The sequence below is a fragment of the Chitinophaga lutea genome (genome assembly GCF_003813775.1).
In the GTDB taxonomy this organism is placed as follows: domain Bacteria; phylum Bacteroidota; class Bacteroidia; order Chitinophagales; family Chitinophagaceae; genus Chitinophaga; species Chitinophaga lutea.
Genome location: NZ_RPDH01000002.1, coordinates 586,096 through 613,035 on the forward strand (window position 1 = coordinate 586,096; position 26,940 = coordinate 613,035).

The following is a 26,940-nucleotide window of genomic DNA, read 5'->3' on the forward strand; positions in this document are numbered from 1 at the left end:
AGCAAATATAGCACCAAAAAATATACTATCTTTGCGGGTTTAATAGCAATTTACGTATGCTCATCGCACTGCAGGACATCACATTTGAATTCGGCGCAAGAACCATTATAGAGGATTCTTCCTTGCACATTATTCCGGGCGACCGCATCGGGCTGATCGGCCTGAACGGGACCGGTAAATCCACCCTGCTCCGCATTATCAACGGAGAATATACCATTTCGAAAGGCAGTATAAATAAAATACGCAACCTGAGCATCGGTTTCTTCAACCAGGACCTGCTGAGCTTCGAAACCGACGACTCCATCCTCAATGTAGGCATGACGGCCTTCGAGCAGGCCCTCAAAGTGGAAAAGGAGCTGGAAGAACTGACCGCCAAACTGGAACATTCGCAGGACGAAGCCCTGTTGCATGAGTATAGCGACAAACTCCACGAGTTCGACACCCTTGACGGCTACAATATCCGCCACAAAACGGCCACCGTGCTGGAAGGCCTCGGCTTCAGCACGGCCGACCTGGAACGGCCCTACAACCAGTTCTCCGGCGGCTGGCGCATGCGTGTGCTCCTGGCCCGCCTCATCCTGCAGCAGCCCGACGTGCTGATGCTTGACGAACCGACCAACCACCTTGACCTTCCGTCGATCGAGTGGCTGGAAAAGTACCTGTCCAACTATAGCGGCGCGGTGATCATCGTTTCGCACGACCGGTATTTCCTCGACCGGATGGTCAACAAGATCGTGGAAGTGTACCAGGAACAGCTGCACCATTACGCCGGCAACTACAGCGACTACGAAAAAGAAAAGGTGCTCCGCCGCGAGCTGCAGCAAAGGGCTTACGAAAACCAGCAGGACTATATCCGTCAGCAGGAAAGGTTTATCGAGCGGTTTAAAGCCAAAGCATCCAAAGCCGCGCAGGCCCAGAGTATCGCCAAAAGGCTCGATAAACTTGAACGCGTGGAACAGGTAGACGGCGGCCCGTCCAAAATCCGGATGAACTTTTCCGTAGACAAAATGCCCGGTAAAATCCTCTGCACCCTCGACAATGTCAGCAAATCGTTTGGCGACCTTCATATTCTGAAACATGCCAAAGCGGAGATCAACCGCGGCGATAAAATAGGCCTTATCGGGGCCAACGGTAAGGGGAAGTCCACCCTCCTGCGCGTAATCGCCGGCACGGAGCCCATCCAGGGCAACCGTACCCCCGGTCATAACGTGGTGACCAGCTTCTATGCGCAACACCAGCTGGAAGACCTGCACCTCGACAATGAAATACTCGAGGAACTGAAAAGCTGCGGCAGTGGCAAAACCGAAATGGAACTGCGTTCCCTGCTCGGTTGTTTCCTGTTCCAGGGAGACGATGTGTTCAAAAAGATCCGCATCCTCTCCGGTGGTGAGAAAGCCCGTGTGGCGCTCGCCAAGGTAATCATCAGCCAGGCGAATTTCCTGATGCTTGACGAACCGACCAACCACCTGGACATGAACTCCGTGGAAATGCTCATCGACGCCCTCGGTAAATATGAGGGAAGCCTGGTGCTCGTTTCGCACGACCGTTATTTTGTGAGCAAAACCGCCAACAAAATCTGGGAAATCGTAGACGGGGAAATCAAGGAATTCAAAGGCACCTATACGGAATGGGAAGAATGGAAGAAACGCCAGGCGCTGGCAGCCCAGCCTCCCAAACCCGATAAAAAATCGGCGTCCGCTGCGGCCAGCGTATCCGCTCCTGCACCGGCGCAACCCGTCCAGGCGCCTGCCAATACACCATCAGCCAACAAGCCGATCGACAAGGACCTGAAAAAGGAACTGCAAAAACAACAGCGCCAGTTTCAGCAACTGGAGCAACAGATCGCCGGCCTGAAAGACAAAATGCAACTGCTGGAGGCGGACCTCGCCAACCCGGACATTTACGGTGACAAACAAAAATTCCTCAACGCCGAAACCGCCTATAAAAAGGCCACCGCCGAACTGGAAAAAGCCAATAAGGAATACGAAACCGTATTTGAAAAAGTCATGGAACTGGAAGAAAAAATGCAGGCTTAACAAAACTGTTTTTCGTCTACTAAACGTCCCTCATGGCTCCGCTATGCGGGATGTTTCTTTTACGCCCGGGTTGCCGGCCCAATGTATGTTCAACGTGCATCGAACCGCATTCCATACAATACGTCCTGCTTTAAATCACACCTGGGCGATTTTGTTCAACCCTTTCGTCAAGCCATTTCTCCCCTTCGTGTAGCGCCGCTGTCCCTAAAAAAGCTTACATTTAAATTGCCATATGAACATTCTCAAAAAGATCATCGACTGGCGCCTCCATCACGTGCTTTTCTGGCTGGCATTCTTTGTGGTGTGGATCACATTGCGGATAGATGATTACCCGGACCTCCTGCCCACGATCCTGGCAGGCCTCCTCAAAGTCCTTTCCCTCGCCGGCGCCGTCTATTTCACCAACTATGTTCTCATCCCGAAGTTTCTTTACACCAAAAAATACATCGCGTTCCTCCTCTCCTTCACCGCCCTCGTTTTTGTCACCGGCTTTCTCGTCATCAAACTGCTCGACCTCATCCTGCTGCCCTACGCCTCCAGCATCACCCACTGGCCCAACGCCACCCTCAACAGCCAGCTGTACGACGTGTACATCCCGTTGTTCTTTATGGTAGGCGCCGCGGCAGGCATCAAATTCTATATCGACCAGCTGCGCACCCTCCACCGCCTCCAGAGCGCCCTGCGGGCCGGCGCGGAACAGGAGTTGCAATACCTTCGTTCCCAGATCAACCCGCATTCGCTTTTCAATTCTCTCAATACCATCTATTTCCTGATCGATAAAGAAAACAAACCGGCCCGCGAAACGCTGATGAAATTTTCGGAATTGCTCCGCTACCAGCTGTACGACTGCAATACGGAAAGCATCGGCATCGAACGGGAGGTGCAATATCTCCGTAACTATGTAGCCATACAGCGGCTGCGGCACGACGAGCAATACGACATACAATTCGACAGTGCTGCGAGCGTACGCGATTTCAACATCGCCCCGCTCCTGCTGATCCCCTTTGTTGAAAACGCATTCAAACATGTATCGTCGCACTTGTCCCCGAATTCCATCCACATCAGCATGGACATGACGGGGGGCCGGTTTTGCCTCCGCGTACGGAATACCCGGGAAGAAAAAAATACCGGTGCTGCCGGCGGCATCGGCCTGGCCAACGTCAAAAGAAGACTGGAACTGCTGTACCCGGAGAAATACGACCTGCATATACAAAACGGCGGCGATCTTTATTCCGTGACCCTCAATCTGCAAGTAACATGACTATCCGTTGCCTCATCGTGGACGATGAACCGCTTGCCCGTAAAGGCCTGAAAGAATATATAGAAGATGTCCCTTTCCTGGAACTGGCCGGGGAATGTGACTCTCCCGTGAAAGCCGCCGCCATCCTGCAGACGCAGCCGGTGCAGCTGCTCTTCCTCGACGTCCAGATGCCGCGGATGACCGGCATCGAATTCCTCCGTTCCCTACCCCAGCCGCCGCTGGTCATTTTCACGACCGCGCACCCGGACTATGCCGTGGAAAGCTTTGAGCTCAACGCGCTGGACTACCTGCTGAAGCCGATATCGTTCGAACGATTCATGAAAGCCGTCATGAAAGCAAGGGCGTACATGGACGTGCATCAGAAAAAAGATGCGGACTATTTTTTCATCAAATGCGATAACAAACTCGAAAAAATAAATTTCCAGGATGTGCTGTTTGTGGAGGCGCTGCAGAACTATGTGGCCGTTCATACCACCCAGCGCAAATTCACGACCTACCTCACCTTCAAAGGCGTGGAAGAATACCTGCCGGCGGAGCGGTTTATCAAAGTCCACAAGTCGTTCATTGTGGCCGTCGACAAAATAGACAGCATTGACGGGAACGAGCTGGTCATCGGCCAGCATCATATCCCCATCAGCCGCAACCTGAAAGACGAAGTAATGGAAAAAATCCTGAACAAACGGTACCTCCGGCGGTAGCGCTTACCGCTTCCTGCGCTTATTAAACAGCATCAGCCCTTTATCGATCCCTTTCCGCAGCTGCGCCTGTTCTTCTTCCGGCAATGCCAGTACGTCCGTACATTCCTGGCTGCAGCAGCCGTTATATTTAGCCGCGCATTTTTCGCATTGAATAAACAGAAGGTGGCAGCCTTCATTGGCGCAATTGGTATGAGTATCGCAGGGCTCGCCGCACTGGTGGCACTGGCTGATGACGTCGTCGCTGATGCGCTCGCCGAGCCGCTCGTCGAACACGAAGTTTTTACCCTTGAATTTATTGGGCAGGCCTTGTTCCCTTGCCTTGTTGGTGTATTCGATAATACCGCCCTCGAGGTGGAACACGTTTTTAAAGCCCTGGTGCAACATATAGGCGGAAGCCTTTTCGCAACGGATGCCGCCGGTGCAGTACATGATGATGTTTTTTTCTTTATGCTCCTGCATCATCTCCACCGCCATCGGCAATTGTTCCCGGAAAGTGGCGGAAGGTACCTCCAGCGCCTTGTCAAAATGCCCCACCTCATATTCGTAGTGGTTGCGCATGTCGATGATCACCGTATCCGGGTCCTCGGTCAGCCGATTGAACTCCGCGGCATTGACGTACCGGCCCCGGTTGTCCATGTCGAACGAAGGATCGGTGATACCGTCGGCCACGATTTTATCGCGCACTTTGATCTTTAATACCCAGAACGATTTCCCATTATCATCCACCGCAATGTTCAGGCGGATGCCATTGAGGAAAGGAATCGCGTACAGTTGTTGCTTAAACGCCTCAAAATGATGCTCGGGAATACTCACCTGTGCATTGATGCCTTCGTGCGCCACGTAAACGCGGCCAAACACACCAATTTGTGAGAGGGAAAGATACAGGCTGTCTCTGAACGCCTGCGGGTCTGCAATTTTGGCGTACTGGTAGAAAGAAACAGTCACGCGCCTAAATGTTTCTGCCGCGAGCTTTTGCTTCAGCTCCGTGGCAGACAATCTGTTATGTAATACCATCTTTGAATTTTAAGGACGAACGCCGGTCGAACAAAATTCTGTTATCGCCTTGATTCCCAACGGCAGTAGGGAATTTTACTTCCCCGGAACATGCCGGACGGAAAATCGGACTGCCAGACAATACTCTGCTGGCAGCGCCGCAAAGTTATGAAAAATCTTTTCCACATCCGGTACAACAGTAGCCTCACAAGATAAAATATTGAAAACCACAACAAATTATCTAAATCATTCATTTATAGAGAATCGTCATGCAAGTTATCCCCCAAAAGTATGGCACGATATTCGAAAATTGTCTGGTAACGCATGAGATCGCCCCCGTGAGGACAGTACAATTATTTAACCCTAAACGCAAACCTATATGAATATTTATGCGTACTACTTTTTCGCAGTGGTTTTAGGCCTTTGGGCATACCGGCTGGCAGTTTATTTTTTCGGTGGTGAGAAAACGCCAAAAAATTCTTCGGCAAGAAATTACCGGAGGAGGATACAACGTTCCTGACAAAATATTCAGGCAAGCAAAAAACATGGGGCTGATGGAAAAGCAGGCAAGGCTTTTCTGTCAGCCCCGGATTTTTTCTATTGGATTTGTAAATCCCTTTTTCTATTTTTAGTTCAGGTAACTATTCCACGATATGTTTGCACCGCGTTGAGGGCGCTTGATTTCCAGCCAGCTTCCGATTCCCTTTCAGTTGTACCTGATGCCGCCTGTTGAGTAAACCATGCAGCACATCTCTGACATAGCTGCTGCGTTTCCACCCTTGCGTCGGCCACTGCGGGTTATCACTATTCGAATTTAAAGGCGCTGCCAAGGATACCACCGAAGCCAATGCGAACACCTACACGCGTATCGGCCTGGCTCTGATAGCCGGCCACCACGTCTACCCTGATCACTTTGAAAATATTTTCCAGTCCTGCGAATACTTCCACATAATTATTGGCGCGGTTTACATAGAATGCGTTCGAACCGGCTACCAGGTTCCATTTCAGCCGGTTGAACAACGGGATTTTATTGGTCAGTAAACCGTTGAAATGATGTTCAATGTTGTAGGTCGCATACAAACCCGCAGATGTGCTGTACTGGTAATACGGCGCCAGCTGGAAACTATTGACGTATTTGATGTTGTAAAAAGTCTGGTTGCCGTTAAAATGCTGCAGATCGGGGATGCTGACCTTTTTGCTGTTCAGGAAACCGCCTGCCGACACATTGTACTGCACCGCCCCGAACAATTTAAAGTTCTTATCGCCGCGCACGCCGAATTTCCACTTATCGAAATCCGCATCCAGGAAACCTTTGGTGTACTGGAATGAGAACGTGGGATAATCGGAGCCGATGGCCTGCCGGTAGCGCGGGTATTCTATAAAACGCTGCCCCGGCTGGTAACGCAGCCCTACCGATGCCGCCAATACCTGCTCCCGCACAAAAGGCAGGTGGGCCAGCTCCTGCGGATGGTTGGGTGTAAAAGTTTTTTTGCCGTCTTTAAACAGTACGAAGTCGGTGGTATTTTCCAGCGGAATGCGATCCTCGTACGTCACATCGGCGCTGAGCTGCATGGCGTTCTGGAAGTTCCGCGAAAACTGTGCTTTCCCGAACCAGGCTTCGTACAGTTTCATGTAATTCTCTTTCAGGAGCAGTGTGTACAACGAGTTCATGACCGGGCCGATAGGGTTTTCGCGGTTGAACTGCTGCACTTTTTTACCGCCGGAAAGCGTCCACACGTTACGCGATCCGAAACCGTCTTCGTTGTTGCCGAACAGGCGCAGGCTGGTGTATGCATTGAGGTGCGAATTGCTGAAGCCGTACCGGATGTTGTTTGTCCAGTTCAGCACACGGCGGTTACGCAGGCTGAAGGTCACGCCAGGCTCAACGGCCACCGACAAACCTTCCACCGTATTGTAACTCAGGCCGCTCAGCAGCGACCGCATGTGAAACCGGTGCGTCCGGATGGTGGTGTCGCTTTTGAAATACCAGGTGTGCCCCCAGCCGTTCAGTGCGATATCGTCCAGCTTCACCGGCTGCGGCTTTTTGCGCAGGGAATCGAGGTGGTACTTTGACCGGGCGGAATCACGCCGCGCGCGGGCGGTGCTGTCTTTCACCCGGAAATCCTTCGCTTCGTCCGCTTCCAGCGGCACGGGCCGGATACTGTCCCAATACTTCACATTCCGGTCGCCCGCATCTTTTTCGTACCGCATGATCACTTTATTGAAAAATCCTTTCGGGAACACGGGATGCAGGTTGTAGTTCGAATATACCTGCACGGAATTGGCCACGAGGTCGAACCCGAACATCTTCAGCGCGATGTACACCACCTGGTCTTTCGTACGCCATACTTCCGGCGTTACGGGCACATGCGTCTGGCGGATAATGAGTGTATCGATCAGCTCCAGCTGGTATTCCTTGGTGAGCATCAGGTCGGTGCTGTGAATGCGCCAGTCGTCTTCCGTAATATAAATATACCCGGCAAAGAGCGGTTCGTATTTGCGGCGGGGAATGACTTTGATTTTGTTCACGAGTTTATTGTCGTCCAGAAAAGTACCTTCCAGCCTGTACTTGTAATACAGCAGCGCGTTCTGCGAAATGGGCGAAATGAATCCCCGCGGGCCCAGCTGGGATGTGATGGCTTCCACGTTGTTGTCGTAAAAACTGATGGTGGCGGGAATGCTGAAACCCAGGCCCCCGCCGCTTTGCCGGCTGGAGAGCACATCCAGTTTGGTGTTGGGCGCGTCGTAATTCACACGGGTAACGGATTCCGACAAACCGAAGATCCCCTTCCCCGTGGAATCCACACCGATTTCGTCCGTATCTATTTTCTGGCCGAAAACCTTTTTGGGCATCCTGCGCATTTTCGCCAGCAATTTCATGTAGGTATCGACCGTGTATTTTTTGAGCTGGCTTTGGTAGAAAGAGCGTTTTTTGATCGCCTGGCGGATGATGGCATAGGCGGGATCTTCGCCACCGGATTTGATCACCACTTCCTTGATCTGCATGCTGAGCGGCTCCAGCACAAAGTCGAGCTGCACCGGCGCTTCGCCTGCCTGCACCGGCTTCTCCATTTTGCGGTAGCCCATATACTGGCAAATGATGGTGTAGGCGCCCGCGGCAACTTCCAGCTGGTACAGGCCGTCGGCGTTGGTGGTAACGCCGTTGGTGGTGCCTTTGATCATGACGGTAGCGAACGGCAGCCGGTCCCCTTTCTGATTGGTGACGGTACCGCGGATAAGTGAGGCATGGGCTTGAGCGGCAACAAACAAAAACAGGGTAAGGAGTAAATATTTCATCATATATCAAAAATAACGGATGGCCTTACACGATATATGCGCCAGTTGCTGTTTTAAAGCAACTTTAACATGTCTTTCCCAATACCGCCTGGATAAGTTCAGGTGCCGGCTATGCCGTCTTTTTGTACCGCAGCACGGACGCCGATAGTGCGCTGAGTGCGCCGACGATGCCGCCAAGCACGGCGGTAATCACCACCATCATGCCGGGGGAAGAAGATTTCAGGATGAGATTGGCCATACGGGTGGCCAGGATGTGATCGTTGCGGGCGTCCATCATCGTGGCCAGGATGCCCCACAGGAGGAACACGGCCAGGAATCCGCTGATGAATGCTTTACCGGGAGATTGCGGGTATAACAGGGCTATTAAAAACGCAGCGAGGGCCACACTCCACCAATCCAGAAAAATACCAAGGATATAACCGGTCGCCGCCGTTAATAATAGGGAGAGGATAAAACGCATAGAACAGACAATATTAAACAGTACTCAATTTAAGGAATCCGGCAAATATGCGGGCTGTCATTTTGGGGGCGATGGCCGGGTTATAAAAAAAGCCGTTGCGGGTGCCTGTTGTAGCGCCCTGCAACGGCATAAAAATTTATTTGCTGGCTTCGAGCGCCTGCTGCACATCCTGGAGGATGTCGCCGATGTGCTCGAGCCCTACGGAGATACGGATAAGACCCGGGGTGATGCCCACGTTCAGCCGTTCCGCCTCGCTGAGTTTGGCGTGGGTGGTGGAAGCGGGATGTGAAGCGATGCTGCGGCTGTCGCCCAGGTTGGCCGTGAGGCTCAGCAGTTCGAGTTTGTCGAGGAAGCGCCGCCCTCTCTCGAGGCCGCCTTTCAGTTCAAAACAAACGATACCGCCGCCGCCGCTCATCTGTTTCTTCGCGATGGCATGTTGGGGATGGCTTGGCAGGAAGGGGTATTTCACCCATTCGAGGTGGGGGTTGCCTTCCAGTGCGGTCGCCAGCGCCAATGCGCTACCGGAGTGGCGCTCCATACGCACGTGCAAAGTTTCCAGCGCACGGCTCAGTACCCAGGCATTGAAGGGCGATAAAGCCGGGCCGGTGCTGCGGCAGAAGGCATACACTTCATTCACCAGTTCTTTGCGGCCCAGTACGATGCCGCCCAGTACGCGCCCCTGCCCGTCGATCCACTTGGTGGCGGAATGCGTTACGAGGTCTACGCCCAGTGAAAGCGGCTTTTGCAATACCGGTGTGGCAAAACAGTTATCGACGTTGATGATGACGTTGTGCCGCTTCGCGATGCTGACCAGCGCTTCCAGGTCCACCAGGTCGAGGCCGGGGTTGGAGGGCGTTTCCACGAAAATCATTTTGGTATTGGGTTTGATCAGCGCTTCGACACTTTCCGGTTTGGTGAGGTCGAAGTACGTATGCTCAATGCCCCATTTGGGCAGGAATTTCGTGATCACGGTGTGGGTGGAACCGAACACCGAGGCGGAAGACAGCAGGTGGTCGCCCGTTTTCAGGAAGGCCATAAAGCTGCCGAATACGGCGCTCATGCCCGAAGCGGTGGCAAAGCCTGACTCCGCGCCTTCCAGCGCACACATGCGGTCGATGAACTCCTGTACGGAGGGGTTGCTGAAACGGGTATAGATATAAGCATCCGTTTCATCGGCGAAAGCAGCGCGCATCGCCTCCGCATCTTCATAACAGAAGCTGGAAGTGAGGTACAGCGGGCCGCTGTGCTCCATGTGCGAGGTGCGTTCGGATTGTATCCTGATAGCCTGGGTTTCCGGATGATAGGTTGGCTTGTTCTTTTTCTTCATCAGTTCTTTACTTTAAAATCAGCTATTGAGCTTTACTTCCCATGTCAGGCTGGTTTTGCCCTGGCGGAGGGTTTCCGCAACAGAGCAGTATTTGTTCATGGAAAGTTCCACGGCGCGCGCCGCTTTGTCCGCGTCAATATTACCGCTGAGGTGAAACACGATATGCGCTTTTTCCCAGAGGGACGGCTCTTTGCCCTTTTCCCGCTCGGCTTCGATTTCGATACGGAAGTCTTTAATTTCCTGGCGCTGTTTTTTGAGGATCATCACCACGTCGATGGCGGAACAGCCTCCCAGGCCCATGATCAGCATCTGCATGGGGCGTACGCCGTTGTTCTTGCCGCCGTTCTCCACGGAGGAATCCATTAAAACCTTGTGGCCCTGTTCGTCCACCGCTTCCATGTTAAAGCCGTCGTCTATTCTTTGTAAAGCGATCTTCATATGTGTTTGCTGGTATTTGACTACAAAAATACTGGTAAACCGGTAAAATACTAAATAACGGCGGAGATTATATGACAAGCCGCATTCATAAGCCGGAATATGTGACCTGTAATTTGTAATTAGAAGCTGACTTTTGTAGGTTTGCGCAAATTTTGTTGAAAGTTGTCGTTGCAAACCTTCCATAGCCATCAACCATTTACGCTCGAATCCGGCGAAGTATTGCCCGGCCTGGAGATTGCCTATCATACATACGGAACGCTCAACCGTCATGCGGATAACGTGGTATGGGTATGCCATGCCCTCACGGCCAATTCGGACGTGGCCGACTGGTGGCAGGGGCTCATCGGCGACGGCCGCGTCATCGACCCGGCGCGCCACTTCATCGTATGCGCCAACATCCTCGGGAGCTGCTATGGCACCTCGGGCCCGCTCAGCACCAATCCCGCCACGGGAGCACCCTACTACCGCAGCTTTCCGCAGGTCACCATCCGCGACATCGTACATGCGCACATCCTGCTGCGCAAACACCTCGGCATCGAACACATTCACCTGCTGGTAGGCGGTTCCATGGGCGGCTACCAGGTGATGGAATGGGCACTGATAGAACCGGAGCGCATCGGCAAACTGTTCCTGCTCTGCACCGGTGCGGCCGAAAGCCCCTGGGGCATCGCCGTTCATACCGCCCAGCGCCTCGCCATCGAGGCGGACGGTTCCTGGGAAGAAGCACAGCCCCAGGCCGGCGCCAAAGGCCTCAAAGCGGCCAGGGCCATCGGTATGCTCACCTACCGGAACTACCAGACCTTTGTCCGCACACAGAGCGATCCCGACAAAGAAAAGACGGACCATTTCCGGGCATCGTCCTACATCCAATACCAGGGCGACAAACTGGTGAAACGCTTCAATGCCCAGAGCTACTGGCTGCTCACCAAGGCGATGGACAGCCACAACATCGCCCGCGGCCGCCACGACGATATTACCACCACCCTGCGGCAGATCACCCAACGGACCCTGCTGATCGGTATTACCAGTGATATCCTTTGTCCGCCCGAAGAACAGGTATTGCTCGCCACTCACATGTACAATACCATTTACCATGAGATCGACTCTCCCTATGGCCACGACGGGTTCCTGATTGAATTCGAAAAAATAGGCCGCATCCTGAGCAGGTTTCTGGAGCAGGAATAATAATATCAGATTTATTTGCCCTTTTAATTAGCTATTAATCAAAGCTTTAATGGAAAACTTTTCGTTTTTCCAAAAAAGCGTTAACTTCTGATTAAATTTTATAATACCAAATGCACCAGTAAACGGCCACGTGTATATTTTCCTTATATTTAATTTAAGCATTATCTAAATACTGTATCAGCCAATATCCTCTCATTAAATTCTCACTTTATGAAATGCATTTTACGTATGCTGTGCCTGCTTGTTATCATATTGCCGGCCTCCCGGCAAATATCGGGCGCACAAACCCAGCACGTTATAACGGGCACAGTTGTTAACTCCTCCAACAGTCAGGGCCTGCCCGGGGTGAGTGTCAGCGTAAAAGGGGCCGCTACAGGGGCAGTGACCAACAGCAGCGGCGAGTTCCGCGTCACCACTACCCGCTCCCTGCCATTGACCCTTATTTTCTCCTATGTAGGTTTTTCATCACAGGAAGTGACCGTTACGGATGCAGGGCAGGCCGTAAACGTGCAGCTCGTTTCCACCGAAATACTCGGGCAGGAAGTAGTGGTATCTGCCAGCCGTGTTGCAGAAAGCATCCTGCAATCGCCGGTATCGATCGAAAAGCTGGATACGCGGGCCATCAAATCCACGCCCGCTCCCACTTTCTACGACGCCATGGCCAATATGAAAGGTGTAGAAATGAGCACTCAGAGCCTCACCTTCAAATCCGTGAATACCCGTGGTTTCAACAGCAACGGTAACACCCGTATGCTGCAGCTGATCGACGGTATGGATAACCAGGCGCCCGGTCTGAACTTCTCCGTGGGCAACATCGTAGGCATTACCGAGCTGGACATGGATAACGTGGAAATCCTCCCTGGTGCGGCCTCCGCGCTGTACGGCCCCAACGCCCTCAACGGTATTGTGCTACTGAACAGTAAAAGCCCCTTCCAGTATGAAGGCCTCAGCGCCAATATAAAAACCGGGCTGCTGAACGAGTCCGGCAGAAGCAGCGCCACCACCGGATATTATGATGTGTCCGTACGTTACGCCAAAGCATTCAATAATAAATTCGCCTTCAAGGTGAATCTCGGTTATATCAAGGCAGACGACTGGCAGGCATATGATAAGCGCGACCAGAGCCTGCTCAACGGCCGCAACCTCAAAACAGGCGACCGTTCCAACCCAGGTTATAACGGCGTGAATATTTATGGTGATGAAACCAACGTGAACATGTACGGCAGCCTCCGGCCTGTAGCTACTACGCCCGGTCCCGGCAATGCCCTGGGCAACGGCATCGCACAGTTCGCCGCACAGGCAGGCCTGCCTGCCGCCACCATATTCAGCGCATTCATGCCCGACAGTGCCAACACCTTTGTTTCCCGCACCGGCTATGACGAACGCGATCTGGCCGACTACGATACCAAAAACCTGAAAGCCAACGTGGCCCTGCACTACCGGATACAAGGCAACCTGGAGGCCATTGCCCAGGGCAGCTACGGTACCGGTACTACCGTATACACCGGCGCAGACCGCTACTCTATCAAAAACTTTCGCATGGGCCAGTACAAACTGGAATTGCGAAGCGATAACTTTTATGTACGCCTGTATACCACACAGGAACGTTCCGGCGATTCATACGCCGTGGGTACGCTGGGCTCGGGCATCAACGAAGCCTGGAAGCCCAGCACCACCTGGTTCCAGCAGTATTTCGGCACTTATGCAGGCGCCGCTTTCCCGGCATTCGTGACGGCCTTCCAGCAGGCCAGGGCCGGGGGGCAATCGCCGCAGCAGGCATTCGGCACCGCCTCTGCCGCCATTAAAGGCAACGCTGCCGGTTACCATGATGCCGCCCGTAAAGCGGCCGACCAGGGCCGCCTCCTCCCCGGCACCCCTGAATTCGACGCCGCTGCCAACAAGGTGAAAGACAAACCCATTCCCGGCGACCTCGCCACCGGCATCGGAGCCAAGTTCATGGACAAAACCAACCTTTACCAGGCCGAGTTCATGTACAACTTCAAGAACCAGATCGACTTCATGGAGCTGATGGTCGGCGGTAACTACCGTGTATATGCGCTCAACTCCGAAAAAACCATCTTCGCGCTCGACGACAACGGGAAGGAATTCCGGATCAACGAATACGGCGGCTATGTACAGGTTGGTAAAAAACTCCTTGAAGACAACCTGAAACTCTCCGCAGCGTTGCGTTACGACAAAAATGAAAACTTCGAAGGGCAGTTCAGCCCCCGTGTTTCCGCGGTGTATACATTCCTGAAAACACAGAACCTGCGGGCCTCCTATCAAACCGGTTTCCGCATCCCCCATACACAGGATCAGTACATCGACCTGCTCACGCCGCAAGCCCGCCTGCTGGGTGGTCTGCCTTTCCTGCGCGAACGATACGGGCTCGACAAATCGCCTGTATTCACACTGGAATCCGTACAGGCCGGTGCGCCCAAACAGTATACTTTCCGGGAGTTCAAACCTGAAAAGATCATTGCATTCGAGCTGGGGTATAAAGGCCTCATTGCCGGCAAGTTGCTGATAGACGCTTACGTGTATTCCAACACCTTCAAAAACTTCAACGGCTCACAGGTACTGGTGAAACCGCTCGCTTCCGGTGGCAGGGAGATCTACTCCATCCCCGTGAACTACGAAAAAGACCTGAAATCGTGGGGCTGGGCGCTGGGGCTCGATTACAGCCTGCCCGCCAACTTCGTTGCGGGTGGTAACGTATCGTTCAACAAACTGCGCGACGAAGATGAGCTTGGCAGTTTCCAGGCCATGTACAATACGCCGCGGTACCGGTACAATATCTACGTGGGCAACCGCAACATCGCCAACTCCAACTTCGGGTTCAATGTTACCTGGCGCTGGCAGGAAGCGTTCATCTGGTCATCTTCTTTCGTAGGCCCGGCCGTGCGGGTGAGCAACCAGGGCGAAATACCCGCCTACGGCACGTTAGATGCGCAGGTAAGCAAACTGTTCCCGAAACCCCGCATCACGGTGAAAATCGGCGGTGCCAACATCACACAGAACACTTATGTTCAGTCGTGGGGGAACCCCACCGTGGGTATGCAGCTGTATGCAGCCATCGGATACAATCTCTAACCTGACTACTTCTTACTTTGCCATAATAGCGAAGGCCTCCCGGATTTCCGGAAGGCCTTCTGATTTTGTTGTAACCCTCATGATTGCTCATGGGTATCTTTGGTCTATACGTTGAAGCGGAAATGCATCACATCCCCGTCGCTCACAACGTACTCTTTGCCTTCAATGCGTAAACGGCCGTTATCGCGGGCTGCGGCCTCTGAGCCGAATTTCACGAAATCCTCATAAGAAATCACTTCCGCCTTGATAAAGCCTTTTTCGAAATCGGTGTGGATCACGCTGGCCGCCTGCGGTGCTTTCCAGCCCTGATGAATGGTCCAGGCCCTTACTTCCTGCACGCCGGCGGTGAAGTAAGTGATGAGGTCCAGCAGTTTATAAGTGGAACGGATCAGGCGGTTCAGGCCCGGTTCGGTCAAGCCGTATTCTGAGAAGAACAGTTCTTTATCCGCGGGATCTTCCATTTCGGTGATCTGTGCCTCAATGGAGTTGTTCATCACGATCACCTCCGCCTTTTCCGCTTTTACGGCTTCTTTCAGGGTTTCGGAAAACTTGTTGCCGGTGAGCAGCGAGCCTTCGTCTACGTTTGCCACGTACAGAACGGGTTTTTCGGTGAGCAGGAAAAGGTCGGCGATGGCTGCACGCTCTTCTTTGCCGAGGCTCAGCTCACGGATGTTTTTACCTTGCTCGAGATGTTCCTTGCAGCGTTTCAGCACTTCAAACTCGGCTTTGGCTTTGGGGTCGCCGCCGGTTTTAGCCATTTTCTCGGTGCGTGCGATTTTTTTCTCCACGCTTTCCAGGTCCTTGAGCTGCAGCTCGGTATCGATGATCTCCTTGTCGCCTACAGGGTTGATGGGTCCTTCGTCGCGGAGGATGTTTTCGTCTTCAAAACAGCGGATAACATGCACGATGGCGTCTACCTCACGGATGTTGGCCAGGAACTTGTTACCCAGGCCCTCTCCTTTGCTGGCGCCCTTCACGAGGCCCGCAATGTCTACGAACTCGATAGTGGTCGGCACGGTGCGATTGGGCTTCACCAGTTCTTCCAGTTTGGCGATCCGCTCGTCCGGAACGTCTACCAGGCCAACGTTCGGCTCAATGGTGCAGAAGCGGTAATTGCTGGCCTGCGCTTTGGCGGAGTTGGAAACTGCATTAAATAAAGTAGATTTTCCCACATTCGGTAATCCTACAATTCCTGCTTGTAAAGCCATTTCTTCAAAAATTTGCGCAAAGATAGTGCATATCACCGAGTAATAGCGTGTTAAAATTTACTATTTTGTCCCCCGTCCGGGAGAATTGTCCGACAGACATGCCCGGATACTACCAAATTATACATTATGGCATTAAATTATGTTTGGATCGCCTTTTTTGTGATCGGGTTTATCGTGGCGCTGTGCAAACTCATTTTCCTCGGGGATACCGAGATTTTCGGGAAAATGATGACCGGCACTTTCGAAAACGGCAGAACGGCGGCTGAAATAGCCATCGGCCTCACCGGGGTGATGACTTTCTGGCTGGGCATCATGCGGGTGGGCGAAAAGGCGGGCATGATCGAACTGCTGGCCAAATGGGTGAACCCGCTGTTTTCCAGGCTTTTTCCGGACATTCCGCCGAAGAACCCGGCCATGGGCTCCATTGTAATGAACTTTTCGGCCAACGCCCTGGGGCTCGACAATGCGGCCACCCCCATCGGGCTGAAGGCTATGAAGGAGCTGCAGCAAATCAACCCTGATAAAGAAACCGCCAGCAACGCGCAGATCATGTTCCTGGTGCTGAATACAGCCGGCATCGCCATCATCCCAACTTCCGTGATGGCCATGCGCCTTTCCATGGGCGCCGCCAACCCGGCGGATATTTTCATCCCCACCATGATCGGTACGTTCATTTCTTTTATTGCCGGTATCATTGCGGTGGCCGCCGTACAGCGCATCAACCTCTTCCGCCTGCCCATCCTCGTTTTCGTGGGTGGTTTTATACTGGCGATCTACGGCATCTATGCCCTCATGCACAATATGCCCACCGATAAAATCGCATCCGTAACGGCTACCGCCGGCGGCATCATCATCTTCGGCATTATCCTCTCTTTTATCCTGATGGGCGTGAAGAAAAAGATCAACGTGTACGAAACGTTCATCGACGGGGCCAAAGAAGGGTTTACCACGGCAGTGATGATCATTCCCTACCTCGTGGGCATCCTCGTGGCCATCGGCGTATTCAGGGTAACGGGCTGCCTCGATTTTATCACCAACGGCATCGGCATGGCGGTGGCCGCGCTGGGGCTGAACACTGACTTTGTGCCCGCCCTGCCGGTAGGTATCATGAAACCCTTCAGTGGCGGCGGTGCGCGGGCGCTGATGGTGGATATCATGAAAACCTACGGTGCCGATTCTTTCCAGGGCCGCATGGCCTGTATACTGCAGGGTTCCACTGAAACCACGTTTTATATACTGGCCGTGTACTTCGGTTCGGTCAATATCAAAAAAACAAAATATGCCCTCGCCTGCGGGCTCATTGCGGATGTGGTGGGTATCATCGCGGCGATCGCCATCGGATATTTCTTTTTTCACTAACCATTAAATGATGCCAAAACAGAAACCATTACATGAAGACTGGATTGCAGTGATACTGGCCTTTGCCGGCATCCTGCTCATTTTGCTGGGCCTGCGCCCGGCTATGCCTAAATTCGACTGGAACCACGTGAGCGAGCTTGGCGAAAAGCTCACCAGCACCGCCAACCTTGGCCGTATGGGCGTGCTGTACCTCTGGATGCTTGGGAGCCTCCTGATCGCCTTTGTGCTCGGCGGGAAAAAAATCACTGCACAGCTGGCCACCGGCCTGCTGGCCATCATGCTCATTTCGATGTTCGCACAGGTGATCACCGGCCAGGCCGGCGTGAAAGACCTCGGCATCGAAATCGTGCTGTTCAGCCTGCTGCTGGGCCTTTTTATCAGCAACGTCACCGGCCTGCCGGGTTTCATCAAACCCGCGTTGCAAACCGAACTGTTCATCAAAACCGGCCTGGTGCTGCTCGGCACGGGCATTATTTTCCAGGAACTGGTGAAAGGCGGCGGGCTCGGCGTATTGCAGTCCGTGGTGGTGGTGTTCACCGTATGGTATTTTACGTTCTGGCTCTGTAAAAAATTCCGCCTCGACGACGAGTTCCGGATGATGATATCCAGCGCCGTGAGCATCTGCGGCGTATCGGCGGCCATCGCCACTTCCGGGGCCATCGAAGGTGACAACAAAAAACTCAGCCACGTGATTTCCCTGGTGCTGATCGTGGCCATTCCCATGATGATTTTTATGCCGTATGTAGCCCGGTGGATGAATATGCCGCCCGAAGTAGCGGGCGCCTGGCTCGGCGGCACCATCGATACGTCCGGCGCCGTAGTGGCGGCGGGCACGCTGCTTGGCGAAGAAGCGCTGAAGTACGCCACACTGGTGAAATTTTCGCAGAACGTACTGCTCGGCATCGCGGCATTTCTCATTTCCGTTTGGTGGACATACTCCAAAAAAGAAGGCAACCAGGCCAAACCGGGACTGGGCACCATCTGGGAGCGTTTCCCGAAATTCGTGCTGGGTTTCATCGTGGTGTCGCTGGTGTTTTCTTTCCTGCTCACCCCGGGCCTCGTGAAGGAAGTGAAAGGCAGCATCAAAGACCTGCAGACCTGTTACTTTGCCCTCGCCTTTGCCTGCATCGGCCTTGAAACAAAATTCACCGACATCTTCAGAATGGAAAATGGCCGCCCTGCCATGGCCTTCATCATCGCGCAGGTGTTCAATATCCTGATCACGCTTGCCATGGCGTATCTCGTATTCGGCGGGATACTGTTCGGCAAACTATGATATTTCACAACAAGTAACGCAAGCCGCTGCCTTCCGGTGCAGCGGCTTTTTTATGTCACTTCAACGGGCATTTCCGTCATTTCAGCGCCGGCCATGCCCGCCGGCAGCGCATTTCACCCCACCTTTGCGACACATTAATCGTAACCCCTTTTATCAAACAGCTCATGAAAAAGACAGTATTCCTGCTATTGATCGCAGGCGCAGCATTCACGGCCTGCAAAAAAGACAAAAACAACGGCGGCCAACCCAACATCACGAAGTACATCACGAAGATGACAGAAAAAGATGCAGAAGGACTGGAAACGACGATCGACTTTACCTGGAACGCAAAGAACCAGCTCGTCACCCTGACCGACAGCGACGGCCCCACCCGCACGTTCACATACGACGGCGCCGGGCGGCTCATTAAACAGAAAATGGAAAACGGCGACGAAAGCGAGGAATACACCTTCACCTACACCGCCGCAGGCCTTCCCGAAAAATATGTACGCCGGAGCGTGGACGGAAATGGCGACGAAGGGGTGTTTAACGGCGTTTACACGATCACGGACGGCAAGGTGAGCAAGATCTTCGAAAAGGACACGGACCCGGAAAGCGGGCACGAAACATACGTAGAATTCGGCTATGCAGCTAACAACCTGGCAACGGTTACCGCGGTGGCAGGCAATAACGGCACACAGGACCCGGTTACCAAGGCGGTGATCACCCTCACCCACGGTTCCAAAAGAAACCCGGCAGCGGCCATGCAGCTGAAATACGCCCTCACGTCGGAACTTGCGATAGAGGCCTACTCCGCCAACGAGATCAAAACGCTGACCATGAAGTTCCTCGGCAATACCCTCACCAGCACCACTACCTACGAATATGATGCAGCCGGGTTCCCCACTTCATCGCAGACGAAGGAAGAAGACAGCGACGATGTAACGAAGACGACCTACCAGTATAAATAATTGTTTTGCCAAATTGTTTTGCCAAATTGTTCCCCAAAACACAGCGGCCGGCTCATCTATCTGAGCCGGCCGCTTTTGTAATGCAGTTGCAAATCACCCGTCGTATTTGCCGGTCTTGTCTTCGATCGACACGTCGGCATCCTGGTTGTTCTGGATTTTGATGTACACCAGCAGTTGCCCCGCTCCTGCCTTGAAACACACTTCCTGCGTACGTTTCACGATATCCATGAGCTGGTCGTATGTGCCCTCCATCACGGTTTCGAACGGGCACACCCTGTATTTGACGCCGGATTGCTGGATCACGGCGATGGCTTCGTCTACAACGGCGTATACTTTATCGGAGGCCACCTGCGGTAAAATTTGCAGGGCCAGATTGATGGTACGTTTATGCATGGTTTTATTTTTTCCTCAGTTGTACCTGGTACAAATCGCTGCGAAGATCTTTCAGGTTCTGCACACTTCCAAATGCATGCAGTTCTTTGAGCAGTACCAGGTCTACGTCCGCTACCACGATCATTTCCGTGTTGGGGGTAGCATCCGCCTTTACGCCGGTGACGGGGAACGCGAAGTCGGACGGGGTTAGCACGGCTGACTGTGCATATTGCAGATCCATGTTGTTTACCTGCGGAAGGTTACCCACACAGCCTGCAATGGCTACGTAACATTCATTTTCGATGGCGCGGGCCTGTGCGCAGAAACGCACGCGGTTGTAGCCGTTCTGGGTATCGGTGAGGAAAGGCACGAACAGTATCTGTAAACCCTGCTGTGCGAGGATGCGCGACAGTTCGGGGAATTCCACATCGTAGCAGATCAGGATGCCCACCTTCCCGCAATCGGTATCGAACACCCGGATCTCGTTACCGCCCTTCATGCCCCAGGAATATACTTCGCTGGGCGTGGGATGTATCTTTTTAAACGATTCATGCGTGCCGTCGCGGCGGCAGAGGTAGGAAATATTGAACAGCAGGTCGTCTTCCACGATGGGCATGCTGCCGGTAATGATGTTGACGTTGTAAGATACAGCCATCTGGGAAAACGCTTCGCGAAGCTCCTCCGTGTATTTGGCGAGGCCGCGGATGGCGGCTGCCGGGTCGAGCTGGTTGAACTCCATCATCAGCGGGGCGTTGAAGAATTCGGGGAACACCACGAAGTCGGCTTCGTAATCGCTTACCGCATCCACAAAAAACTCCACCTGCTGCAGGAGGCCCGCCATGCCAGGATAGGCCCGCATCTGCCATTGCACCAGGCCGATGCGTACGGTGGACTTGTTATAGCGGATGGTATCCCTGTCTTTCTCGTAATAGATATTGAACCACTGCAGCAGCGTCGCGAAACCTTTGGAGGCGGCATCGTTGGGCAGGTAGTTCCGGAGTATTTTTTTGACGATGAAATCGTTCGAAAACTGGAAGGTAAGCGTGGGATCGTAGATTTCCTTGTCCCGCACCTTTTCGATGTATTCGCGCGGGCTCAGCTGCTGCGCATATTTTTCGTAGTTGGGGATACGCCCACCGGCCACAATGCCTTCGAGGTTCAGGTGCTCGCAGAGCGTTTTGCGCGCATCATAAAGGCGGCGCGCCAAGCGTCTGCCGCGGTAATCGGGGTTTACGAACACCTCGATGCCGTACAGCGTGTCGCCTTTCGGGTTATGGGTATTGAAGGTATAAAAGCCGGTAATCTGCTCGTAAGTGTGATCATCGCCGAACTTCTCATAGTCCACGATGATGGACAGCGCGCATCCCACGACTTTCCCGTTTACGGTCACGCCTATCTGCCCTTCCGGGAACAGGGAGGTCAGCCGCTGAATGGTGCCCTCGCGCCAGTACGAGCCCGGCATGTCGGCGTAGGCGCTCACCATGGATTCCTTTAAATCACGGTAGTCTTCCGCTGTAAGCTGGCGGATCTCTATTGTTTCTTCTGCCATATCGGTGGGTTTTACACTGGCAAAAGTTAAAGAAAAAGTATGAAACGCGGGCTTATGTGTTGATTTTGATAGCGGGAAGCTGATTATAAAAATTGTAAATTCTTCCTAAATTTAATAATAGTGCCCTACCTTCGCAATAGCTTATCCGGCATGGATTTGTCTCAAAAATTTGGTATTTATTCCTAGCTCATGCGCATACAAAACAGAGATTTTGTTATAATCGGCCTGCAACAATGGTATACCCCCATCGGAAGCAATTGTAAAAACATCGCCCGCCAGCTGGCAAAAGATAACAGGGTACTCTACGTAAATTCCCCGCTCGACAGGCGGACGATCCTCCACGCAAAGGAAGACCCCAATATCGGCTATCACCTGCAAGCGACCCGTGGCGAAAAAGAAGCCATCGTTCCTATCGGCGACAACATGTGGAACCTGTACCCTCCCACCACTGTGGAATCCATCAACTGGATACCTTTCACCCCCGTGTTTTCCTGGTTCAACCGGCGGAACAACCGGAAATTCGCCGCGGATATCAAAGCAGCGGCAGATCAGCTGGGTTTCAGGGACCTGATCGTGTTTAACGATAACGACATGTTCCGTGGCTTTTACATGAAAGAATATCTTCAGCCCAAGACCTATATTTATTACAGCCGCGACTACCTGCTGGGTGTCGATTACTGGAAAAAGCACGGCACCACGCTGGAACCGCAGCACATTGCCAAGGCGGACGTAGCCGTGGCCAATTCGTTGTACCTGGCCGATATGTTGAAGCAGTACAATACCAACAGTCATTACGTAGGCCAGGGCTGCGACTTCAGCCTGTTCAACGCCGCAGAAGACCACCCGGTCCCTGCCGACCTGGCCGCCATTTCCGGCACCAGGATCGGGTACGTAGGCGCATTAAACTCGATCCGCCTCGACATCGGCATTCTGGAGCAGATGGGCGATGCACGCCCGGACTGGCAGATCGTGCTGGTGGGCCCGGAAGACGATACATTCCGGTCCAGCCGCCTGCACAGTATGCCAAACGTGCACTTCCTCGGCCGGAAAGAACTGCCCGAGCTGGCAGCATACATCAGGCATTTTGATGTTTGCCTCAATCCCCAGCTGGTGAACCCGGTGACGATCGGTAATTATCCGCTTAAAATCGATGAATATCTTGCGATGGGCAAGCCGGTAGTAGCTACCGCCACGCAAACCATGAGCCTGTTCCGGGATCATGTTTACCTTGCACAGCAGCCCGGAGATTATGTGGCGCTGACAGAAAAGGCCCTCGCTGAAAACACGCCTGCCGTTGCCCGTCAACGGATGGATTTTGCCCGTTCCCATACCTGGGAAAATTCGGTAGATGCTATTTATAACGCAATCCTTTCCAAAGGCCTATGAGCTTCAAAGAAAAAATAAAACAGAACGAGAAATTGAAGCAGTTTGTACTGCTGATGCTGATACCCCGTGGTCAGGCGAGGCCCCGCACCTGGGTAAAATGGCTGGTAAACCCGTTCTTCCACAAAAAAGGGAAGGGTGCGCTGGTGCGGCGCAGAACACGGATGGATGTGCTACCATTTAACCCGTTTACACTGGGTGCACATTCTACTATCGAGGATTTTGCAACCGTCAATAACGGGGTGGGCGCCGTGCACATCGGAGAACATGTGCGCATCGGCATCGGCAATGTATTGATCGGGCCGGTACGCATCGGGAATAATGTCATCATCGCGCAGAACGTGGTGATGTCAGGCCTGAACCATAATTATGAGGATATTAACCTTCCCATATCATTACAGCCCGTAACAACGGCCGAAATCATCGTGGAAGACGACTGCTGGATAGGCGCTAACGCCGTATTGACGGCGGGCGTACGGATAGGCCGGCATTCGGTGGTGGCAGGAGGCAGTGTTGTTACCAAAGACGTACCTCCTTTCACCATCGTAGGCGGCAACCCGGCGCGCATACTGAAACAGTATAACCAGGCCACCAATACCTGGGAAAAACCCTAGTTCCCCGCACTGGTCACTTTCGCGAACCGGTGGGTGTAGGTGTAACCCTGGCTGCCAGTGATTTTCAGCAGGTAAATTCCCGCCGTAAGCCCGCTGACATTGATGTCTTTACGAACCCTTCCCTCGCCGGAAATCTGATCTGTACCCACCAGCATACCCTGCGTATTGAAGAACTGCAATTGCAATTTGGTTTCACCGGCAGGCATCTGGATGCTCAGGTGCAGCATATTCACCACAGGGTTGGGGAAAATAACGATGGGCGCTTCTCCCTGTTCGTTTTTGTCCTTCAACACCAGGATACTGAAGTCTTTGAAGCCCTTCGCTCCCAGGTTGTCCGTTACGGAAAGGCGGAAAATATAATCCCCGGGCAACAGCAGGTTGCTGATGGCCGTTTTAGCGTCTTGTTTATTCCAGATCAGCGCCGTTCTGGGGCCGGATAATTGCTCCCAGGCATAACCGGTCACTTTACCGTCCTCATCATACGAAGCGCTTCCGTCCACTTCCACCATACTCTTCGGCAGCTCCAGCGTAAAGTTGCCCTGTACCGCTACGGGGGCTTTATTCGGGGCAGGGAGCACCGTTACTTTCGTGGTGGCGGTGGCGGACTGGCCGGCTTCATTCGTTACAGTGAGCTGGAACACGTATGGCCCCTCTGCCAGTTGCGACACCTGCTGTACGGCAGCATTCGGGTCTGAGAATTTTACATCCGGACCTGACATTTTCACCCAGCGATAACCGGTAATACGCGACTGTGCATCGCTGGAAGCGGAACCATCCAGCGTGGCGGTATTCCGCGGCAGGTTGAACTGCTGGTCGGGGCCTGCATTGGCAACAGGTTTGCCGGCAGCAGCCAGTACGGTAATGCTGACCTGGTCAGCGGCGGTAGCGCCATTGTTATCGATAACAGTCAGCTGGAACACGTAAGTGCCCGCCTGCAACCCGGAAACAACGGGCCGTACGGCAGTGGCATCATTGAACGTACCGCCGGACGGGCCGGAAGTTTTGGTCCAGTTGTATGTAAGCGTTCCATCGCTGTCTGAAGAGGCGGAGCCATCTAAAGTAGCGCTGGAAACAGGCTGGGATAATGTCTGGTCGGGACCGGCGTTAGCTGTGGGCGGCACATTAGCAGCCGACGTTACGTTGACGGTCATCTGGTCTGAAGCAATCGCGCCCTTGTCGTCAGTCACGGTGAGCTGGAACACGTAAGAACCCGCCTGCAGCGATGTTACAATGGGTTTGATCGCTGCGGCATCGGTGAAATTGCCGCCGGCGGGACCGGATATTTTGGTCCATGCGTAAGTGATCGTACCGTCGTTATCCCTGGAACCGGAACCATCCAGTGTCGTCGAAGACAAAGGCAGTGCCACCGTCTGGTCCAAGCCGGCATTGGCGATAGGCGCCTGGTTGGATGCCGACGTTACGTTGACGGTTATCTGGTCTGAAGCGGTAGCGCCCTTGTTATCAGTCACCGTGAGCTGGAACACGTAAGTGCCGGCCTGTAGGGATGTTACGATGGGTTTGATTGCTGCAACATCGGTGAAATTGCCACCCGCCGGGCCGGATATTTTGGTCCATGCATAGGTGATCGTACCGTCATTGTCCCTGGAACCGGAACCATCCAGTGTAGTGGAAGACAGAGGCAGCGCTACCGTCTGGTCTAAGCCGGCATTGGCAATGGGCGCCTGGTTAGGCGCGTCGTTCACGGTGATGCTCACCTGGTCTTTCCCACTGGCGCCGAGGTTATCGGTTACCGTCAGCTCAAACACGTAGGTTCCTGCCTGTAAAGCGGACAGTGTGGGTTTTATGGCAGCCGCATCGCTCAGGTTGCCGCCTGCGGGGCCGGAAACCTTCGCCCAGTTATAGCTTGCGATTGTGCCGTCTGAATCGCGGGAAGCGGAACCATCGAGTGTCGCGGTCGTCGCCGGCAACAGTACTGTCTGGTCTCCGCCCGCGTTTGCCGCGGGCGCTACGTTTGGGGGCGTACTCCTGTATTCGTATGCCCCAATGTCGTATTTGCCATTGCTGGGACGTGCGTAGTTGTCGAGGTCAAAAGTAAGCTCAGGCATGTCCCGGCCTTTGTCTACTGAGGTGGAAGTGGCGGTCAGGTGAAAGTCGCTCCCCGCTACATTAACAAACCCGGCGGCGTTGATATCCGCCATCTGGAGGTTGTTGCCGTTTTGAATCAGCACCGGTTGCGCGCCTCGGGCGTAAATTCCCTTTTCGGGAGTATCGTAAGCCGTGCCGTTGACTATCATCAGGTTGTTATACACCTGGTGCGGCACGGTAGTAAGGGACGCGTATATTTTGATCGCGTCCTGGTTCCGGTTCGTATTGATGATGGTGTTGTTGTAGACATAAGCGAGCGCTGGCCCAAACAGGCCGGGCTCCACGCCGGAAGGAATCTTGTCGTATGCACTTACACCCTCCTCCACTTCGATATTTCGGATGAGGTTATTATACACTTTACTCAGGCCACTCCCAAAAATAGTTACGGCGGCAAAATAGCCGTCGTAAATGTTGTTGTTGTATATCTCGAGTGAACTGCCACCCCCGCACAGGATCCCGTACCCGTGGGCGTCATTGCGCAGTTTCCCGTACCCCACCAGGCGGTTGCCGTACACTTTGTTGTTCGGGCCACGGGCCAGTGAAATCTGTATCCCGTCCTGCCCCATGGTTTCAAGATCGTTGTCATACACCAGCAGGTTTTCCAACCAGTGAGAACGCATTTCGGGACAGCCGCCCGGCGTATATAAATAGTTAGTATTCCCGATGTAGAAACCTTCGTAAGCGGCATTACGCCCCCTGATCTTGTGGATCTTCACGTTCCTCATTGTAAATGCGCCATCCAGCCACTGCGGGTTGTTGCAGCTTTGTGTTGTTTTGGCTACAATAAAACTGCTGACATCATGAATATTGATATGGTGCACATCAACATCGGTGGAGCCCTGGCCCAGGTAAATGCCGGTCAGCGTACCACCCGTAGTGTTTCGGCCATTGATATCAAAACCGTACTCGACACCAGGTGTGCCGGAACCGGAAATTTCGAGATTGGAGCATGTGGAGACCGCCAGTACTGTACCACCGGCAGATGCTTTATTGTTGACGCCGAGGCGCACCTGCCCTCCGACGTTTATCACCTGAACAGGACTCTCCGCAGTGCCCTTGATGTTACCAAGGTACAGGAATGCATAGTCTCCCGCCGGTACTTCAATGATGTCGCCGGGCAGAAGACCTAGGGAGGTCATCGCATTCGGGTAATTAAAACCGTTGTCCGGTGTATTCACCGTCAACCGCACCCGCCTCGGCGGGGCCAACGTTCCGGATGCCTGCACATCGGCAGCCATCGCAAACAGCAAAAACATCATCCACACTAGTACACATCTTCTCCGTTCTTTCCTGCCTGTTGGTTTGGAATTAGGATTGGTATAAAGGTTCTTCATC

At 53.3% G+C, this 26,940-nt stretch carries 19 protein-coding genes; 10 read left to right on the forward strand and 9 right to left on the reverse strand.

What is annotated here, in order from left to right:
- The first annotated feature begins 56 nt into the window (after window positions 1-56).
- The 3 genes from EGT74_RS14695 to EGT74_RS14705 all read left to right on the forward strand — a co-directional run bounded on the left by EGT74_RS14695 (window position 57) and on the right by EGT74_RS14705 (window position 3,995).
- Window positions 57-2,036: an ABC-F family ATP-binding cassette domain-containing protein gene (locus EGT74_RS14695; RefSeq protein WP_123847341.1), complete on the forward strand. Its 1,980-nt coding sequence runs from the start codon at window positions 57-59 to the stop codon at window positions 2,034-2,036.
- Window positions 2,037-2,268: 232 nt separating this feature from the next.
- Window positions 2,269-3,297, forward strand: a complete 1,029-nt coding sequence (locus EGT74_RS14700) for a sensor histidine kinase (protein ID WP_123847342.1) — start codon at window positions 2,269-2,271, stop codon at window positions 3,295-3,297.
- A complete protein-coding gene (locus EGT74_RS14705) occupies window positions 3,294-3,995 on the forward strand; it encodes a LytR/AlgR family response regulator transcription factor (RefSeq protein WP_123847343.1) in 702 nt (233 codons plus the stop codon). Before EGT74_RS14700 ends, EGT74_RS14705 begins: the two co-directional genes overlap by 4 nt.
- Window positions 3,996-3,998: 3 nt before the next feature.
- Here EGT74_RS14705 and trhO read toward each other — a convergent pair whose 3' ends face one another.
- The 5 genes from trhO to EGT74_RS14730 form a co-directional block, all read right to left on the reverse strand.
- Window positions 3,999-5,009 (reverse strand): oxygen-dependent tRNA uridine(34) hydroxylase TrhO, encoded by a 1,011-nt coding sequence (gene trhO, locus EGT74_RS14710; protein WP_123847344.1) that lies wholly within the window; start codon window positions 5,007-5,009, stop codon window positions 3,999-4,001.
- A gap of 783 nt (window positions 5,010-5,792) precedes the next feature.
- Window positions 5,793-8,288: a DUF5686 and carboxypeptidase regulatory-like domain-containing protein gene (locus EGT74_RS14715; protein WP_123847345.1), complete on the reverse strand. Its 2,496-nt coding sequence runs from the start codon at window positions 8,286-8,288 to the stop codon at window positions 5,793-5,795.
- 106 nt (window positions 8,289-8,394) lie between these two features.
- Entirely contained in the window at window positions 8,395-8,745 is a 351-nt protein-coding gene (locus EGT74_RS14720) for a hypothetical protein (protein ID WP_123847346.1), read from the reverse strand.
- Between the two features lie 136 nt (window positions 8,746-8,881).
- Complete coding sequence (locus EGT74_RS14725; protein ID WP_123847347.1) at window positions 8,882-10,072, reverse strand: trans-sulfuration enzyme family protein; 1,191 nt, start codon at window positions 10,070-10,072, stop codon at window positions 8,882-8,884.
- 18 nt (window positions 10,073-10,090) lie between these two features.
- A complete protein-coding gene (locus tag EGT74_RS14730) occupies window positions 10,091-10,510 on the reverse strand; it encodes an OsmC family protein (protein ID WP_123847348.1) in 420 nt (139 codons plus the stop codon).
- Between the two features lie 162 nt (window positions 10,511-10,672).
- Here EGT74_RS14730 and metX point away from each other — a divergent pair, with 162 nt between their 5' ends.
- Both metX and EGT74_RS14740 read left to right on the forward strand, forming a co-directional pair.
- Window positions 10,673-11,695: a homoserine O-acetyltransferase MetX gene (metX, locus tag EGT74_RS14735; protein ID WP_246008218.1), complete on the forward strand. Its 1,023-nt coding sequence runs from the start codon at window positions 10,673-10,675 to the stop codon at window positions 11,693-11,695.
- 210 nt (window positions 11,696-11,905) lie between these two features.
- Window positions 11,906-14,788, forward strand: coding sequence for a TonB-dependent receptor (locus EGT74_RS14740; RefSeq protein ID WP_123847349.1), 2,883 nt, complete (start codon window positions 11,906-11,908; stop codon window positions 14,786-14,788).
- 104 nt (window positions 14,789-14,892) lie between these two features.
- Here EGT74_RS14740 and ychF read toward each other — a convergent pair whose 3' ends face one another.
- The gene (gene ychF, locus EGT74_RS14745) at window positions 14,893-15,996 is read right to left on the reverse strand and encodes a redox-regulated ATPase YchF (RefSeq protein WP_123847350.1); all 1,104 of its coding nucleotides are present in this window, start codon (window positions 15,994-15,996) and stop codon (window positions 14,893-14,895) included.
- A 126-nt stretch (window positions 15,997-16,122) separates the two neighbouring features.
- On the opposite strand from ychF, the gene EGT74_RS14750 reads away from it, so the two are divergent.
- From EGT74_RS14750 to EGT74_RS14760, 3 genes are all read left to right on the forward strand, one after another.
- Window positions 16,123-17,355: a nucleoside recognition domain-containing protein gene (locus tag EGT74_RS14750; RefSeq protein WP_123847351.1), complete on the forward strand. Its 1,233-nt coding sequence runs from the start codon at window positions 16,123-16,125 to the stop codon at window positions 17,353-17,355.
- Window positions 17,356-17,365: 10 nt separating this feature from the next.
- On the forward strand, window positions 17,366-18,631 hold the full coding sequence (locus EGT74_RS14755) for a YeiH family protein (RefSeq protein ID WP_123847352.1): 1,266 nt from the start codon (window positions 17,366-17,368) through the stop codon (window positions 18,629-18,631).
- Window positions 18,632-18,795: 164 nt separating this feature from the next.
- Complete coding sequence (locus tag EGT74_RS14760; RefSeq protein WP_123847353.1) at window positions 18,796-19,581, forward strand: RHS repeat domain-containing protein; 786 nt, start codon at window positions 18,796-18,798, stop codon at window positions 19,579-19,581.
- 93 nt (window positions 19,582-19,674) lie between these two features.
- Here EGT74_RS14760 and EGT74_RS14765 read toward each other — a convergent pair whose 3' ends face one another.
- Window positions 19,675-19,974, reverse strand: a complete 300-nt coding sequence (locus EGT74_RS14765; RefSeq protein ID WP_123847354.1) for a thiamine-binding protein — start codon at window positions 19,972-19,974, stop codon at window positions 19,675-19,677.
- A gap of 4 nt (window positions 19,975-19,978) precedes the next feature.
- Window positions 19,979-21,502 carry a bifunctional GNAT family N-acetyltransferase/carbon-nitrogen hydrolase family protein gene (locus EGT74_RS14770; RefSeq protein ID WP_123847355.1) on the reverse strand — a complete coding sequence of 508 codons (1,524 nt, stop codon included), beginning with the start codon at window positions 21,500-21,502 and terminating at the stop codon, window positions 19,979-19,981.
- A 189-nt stretch (window positions 21,503-21,691) separates the two neighbouring features.
- On the opposite strand from EGT74_RS14770, the gene EGT74_RS14775 reads away from it, so the two are divergent.
- Window positions 21,692-22,888: a glycosyltransferase gene (locus tag EGT74_RS14775; protein WP_123847356.1), complete on the forward strand. Its 1,197-nt coding sequence runs from the start codon at window positions 21,692-21,694 to the stop codon at window positions 22,886-22,888.
- Window positions 22,885-23,499: an acyltransferase gene (locus EGT74_RS14780; RefSeq protein WP_123847357.1), complete on the forward strand. Its 615-nt coding sequence runs from the start codon at window positions 22,885-22,887 to the stop codon at window positions 23,497-23,499. The genes EGT74_RS14775 and EGT74_RS14780 overlap by 4 nt, the downstream gene beginning before the upstream one ends.
- On the opposite strand, the gene EGT74_RS14785 is transcribed toward EGT74_RS14780, so the two are convergent.
- On the reverse strand, window positions 23,496-26,939 hold the full coding sequence (locus EGT74_RS14785) for a PKD domain-containing protein (RefSeq protein WP_123847358.1): 3,444 nt from the start codon (window positions 26,937-26,939) through the stop codon (window positions 23,496-23,498). The genes EGT74_RS14780 and EGT74_RS14785 overlap by 4 nt on opposite strands.
- Between the last annotated feature and the right edge of the window lies 1 nt (window position 26,940).

Bases quoted from the DNA above. Each gene is read 5' to 3' on its own strand.
- EGT74_RS14695 (WP_123847341.1), top strand. From the start codon at position 57: ATGCTCATCGCACTGCAGGACATCACATTTGAATTCGGCGCAAGAACC.
- EGT74_RS14700 (WP_123847342.1), top strand. From the start codon at position 2,269: ATGAACATTCTCAAAAAGATCATCGACTGGCGCCTCCATCACGTGCTT.
- EGT74_RS14705 (WP_123847343.1), top strand. From the start codon at position 3,294: ATGACTATCCGTTGCCTCATCGTGGACGATGAACCGCTTGCCCGTAAA.
- trhO (WP_123847344.1), bottom strand. From the start codon at position 5,009: ATGGTATTACATAACAGATTGTCTGCCACGGAGCTGAAGCAAAAGCTC.
- EGT74_RS14715 (WP_123847345.1), bottom strand. From the start codon at position 8,288: ATGATGAAATATTTACTCCTTACCCTGTTTTTGTTTGTTGCCGCTCAA.
- EGT74_RS14720 (WP_123847346.1), bottom strand. From the start codon at position 8,745: ATGCGTTTTATCCTCTCCCTATTATTAACGGCGGCGACCGGTTATATC.
- EGT74_RS14725 (WP_123847347.1), bottom strand. From the start codon at position 10,072: ATGAAGAAAAAGAACAAGCCAACCTATCATCCGGAAACCCAGGCTATC.
- EGT74_RS14730 (WP_123847348.1), bottom strand. From the start codon at position 10,510: ATGAAGATCGCTTTACAAAGAATAGACGACGGCTTTAACATGGAAGCG.
- EGT74_RS14740 (WP_123847349.1), top strand. From the start codon at position 11,906: ATGAAATGCATTTTACGTATGCTGTGCCTGCTTGTTATCATATTGCCG.
- ychF (WP_123847350.1), bottom strand. From the start codon at position 15,996: ATGGCTTTACAAGCAGGAATTGTAGGATTACCGAATGTGGGAAAATCT.
- EGT74_RS14750 (WP_123847351.1), top strand. From the start codon at position 16,123: ATGGCATTAAATTATGTTTGGATCGCCTTTTTTGTGATCGGGTTTATC.
- EGT74_RS14755 (WP_123847352.1), top strand. From the start codon at position 17,366: ATGCCAAAACAGAAACCATTACATGAAGACTGGATTGCAGTGATACTG.
- EGT74_RS14760 (WP_123847353.1), top strand. From the start codon at position 18,796: ATGAAAAAGACAGTATTCCTGCTATTGATCGCAGGCGCAGCATTCACG.
- EGT74_RS14765 (WP_123847354.1), bottom strand. From the start codon at position 19,974: ATGCATAAACGTACCATCAATCTGGCCCTGCAAATTTTACCGCAGGTG.
- EGT74_RS14770 (WP_123847355.1), bottom strand. From the start codon at position 21,502: ATGGCAGAAGAAACAATAGAGATCCGCCAGCTTACAGCGGAAGACTAC.
- EGT74_RS14775 (WP_123847356.1), top strand. From the start codon at position 21,692: ATGCGCATACAAAACAGAGATTTTGTTATAATCGGCCTGCAACAATGG.
- EGT74_RS14780 (WP_123847357.1), top strand. From the start codon at position 22,885: ATGAGCTTCAAAGAAAAAATAAAACAGAACGAGAAATTGAAGCAGTTT.
- EGT74_RS14785 (WP_123847358.1), bottom strand. From the start codon at position 26,939: ATGAAGAACCTTTATACCAATCCTAATTCCAAACCAACAGGCAGGAAA.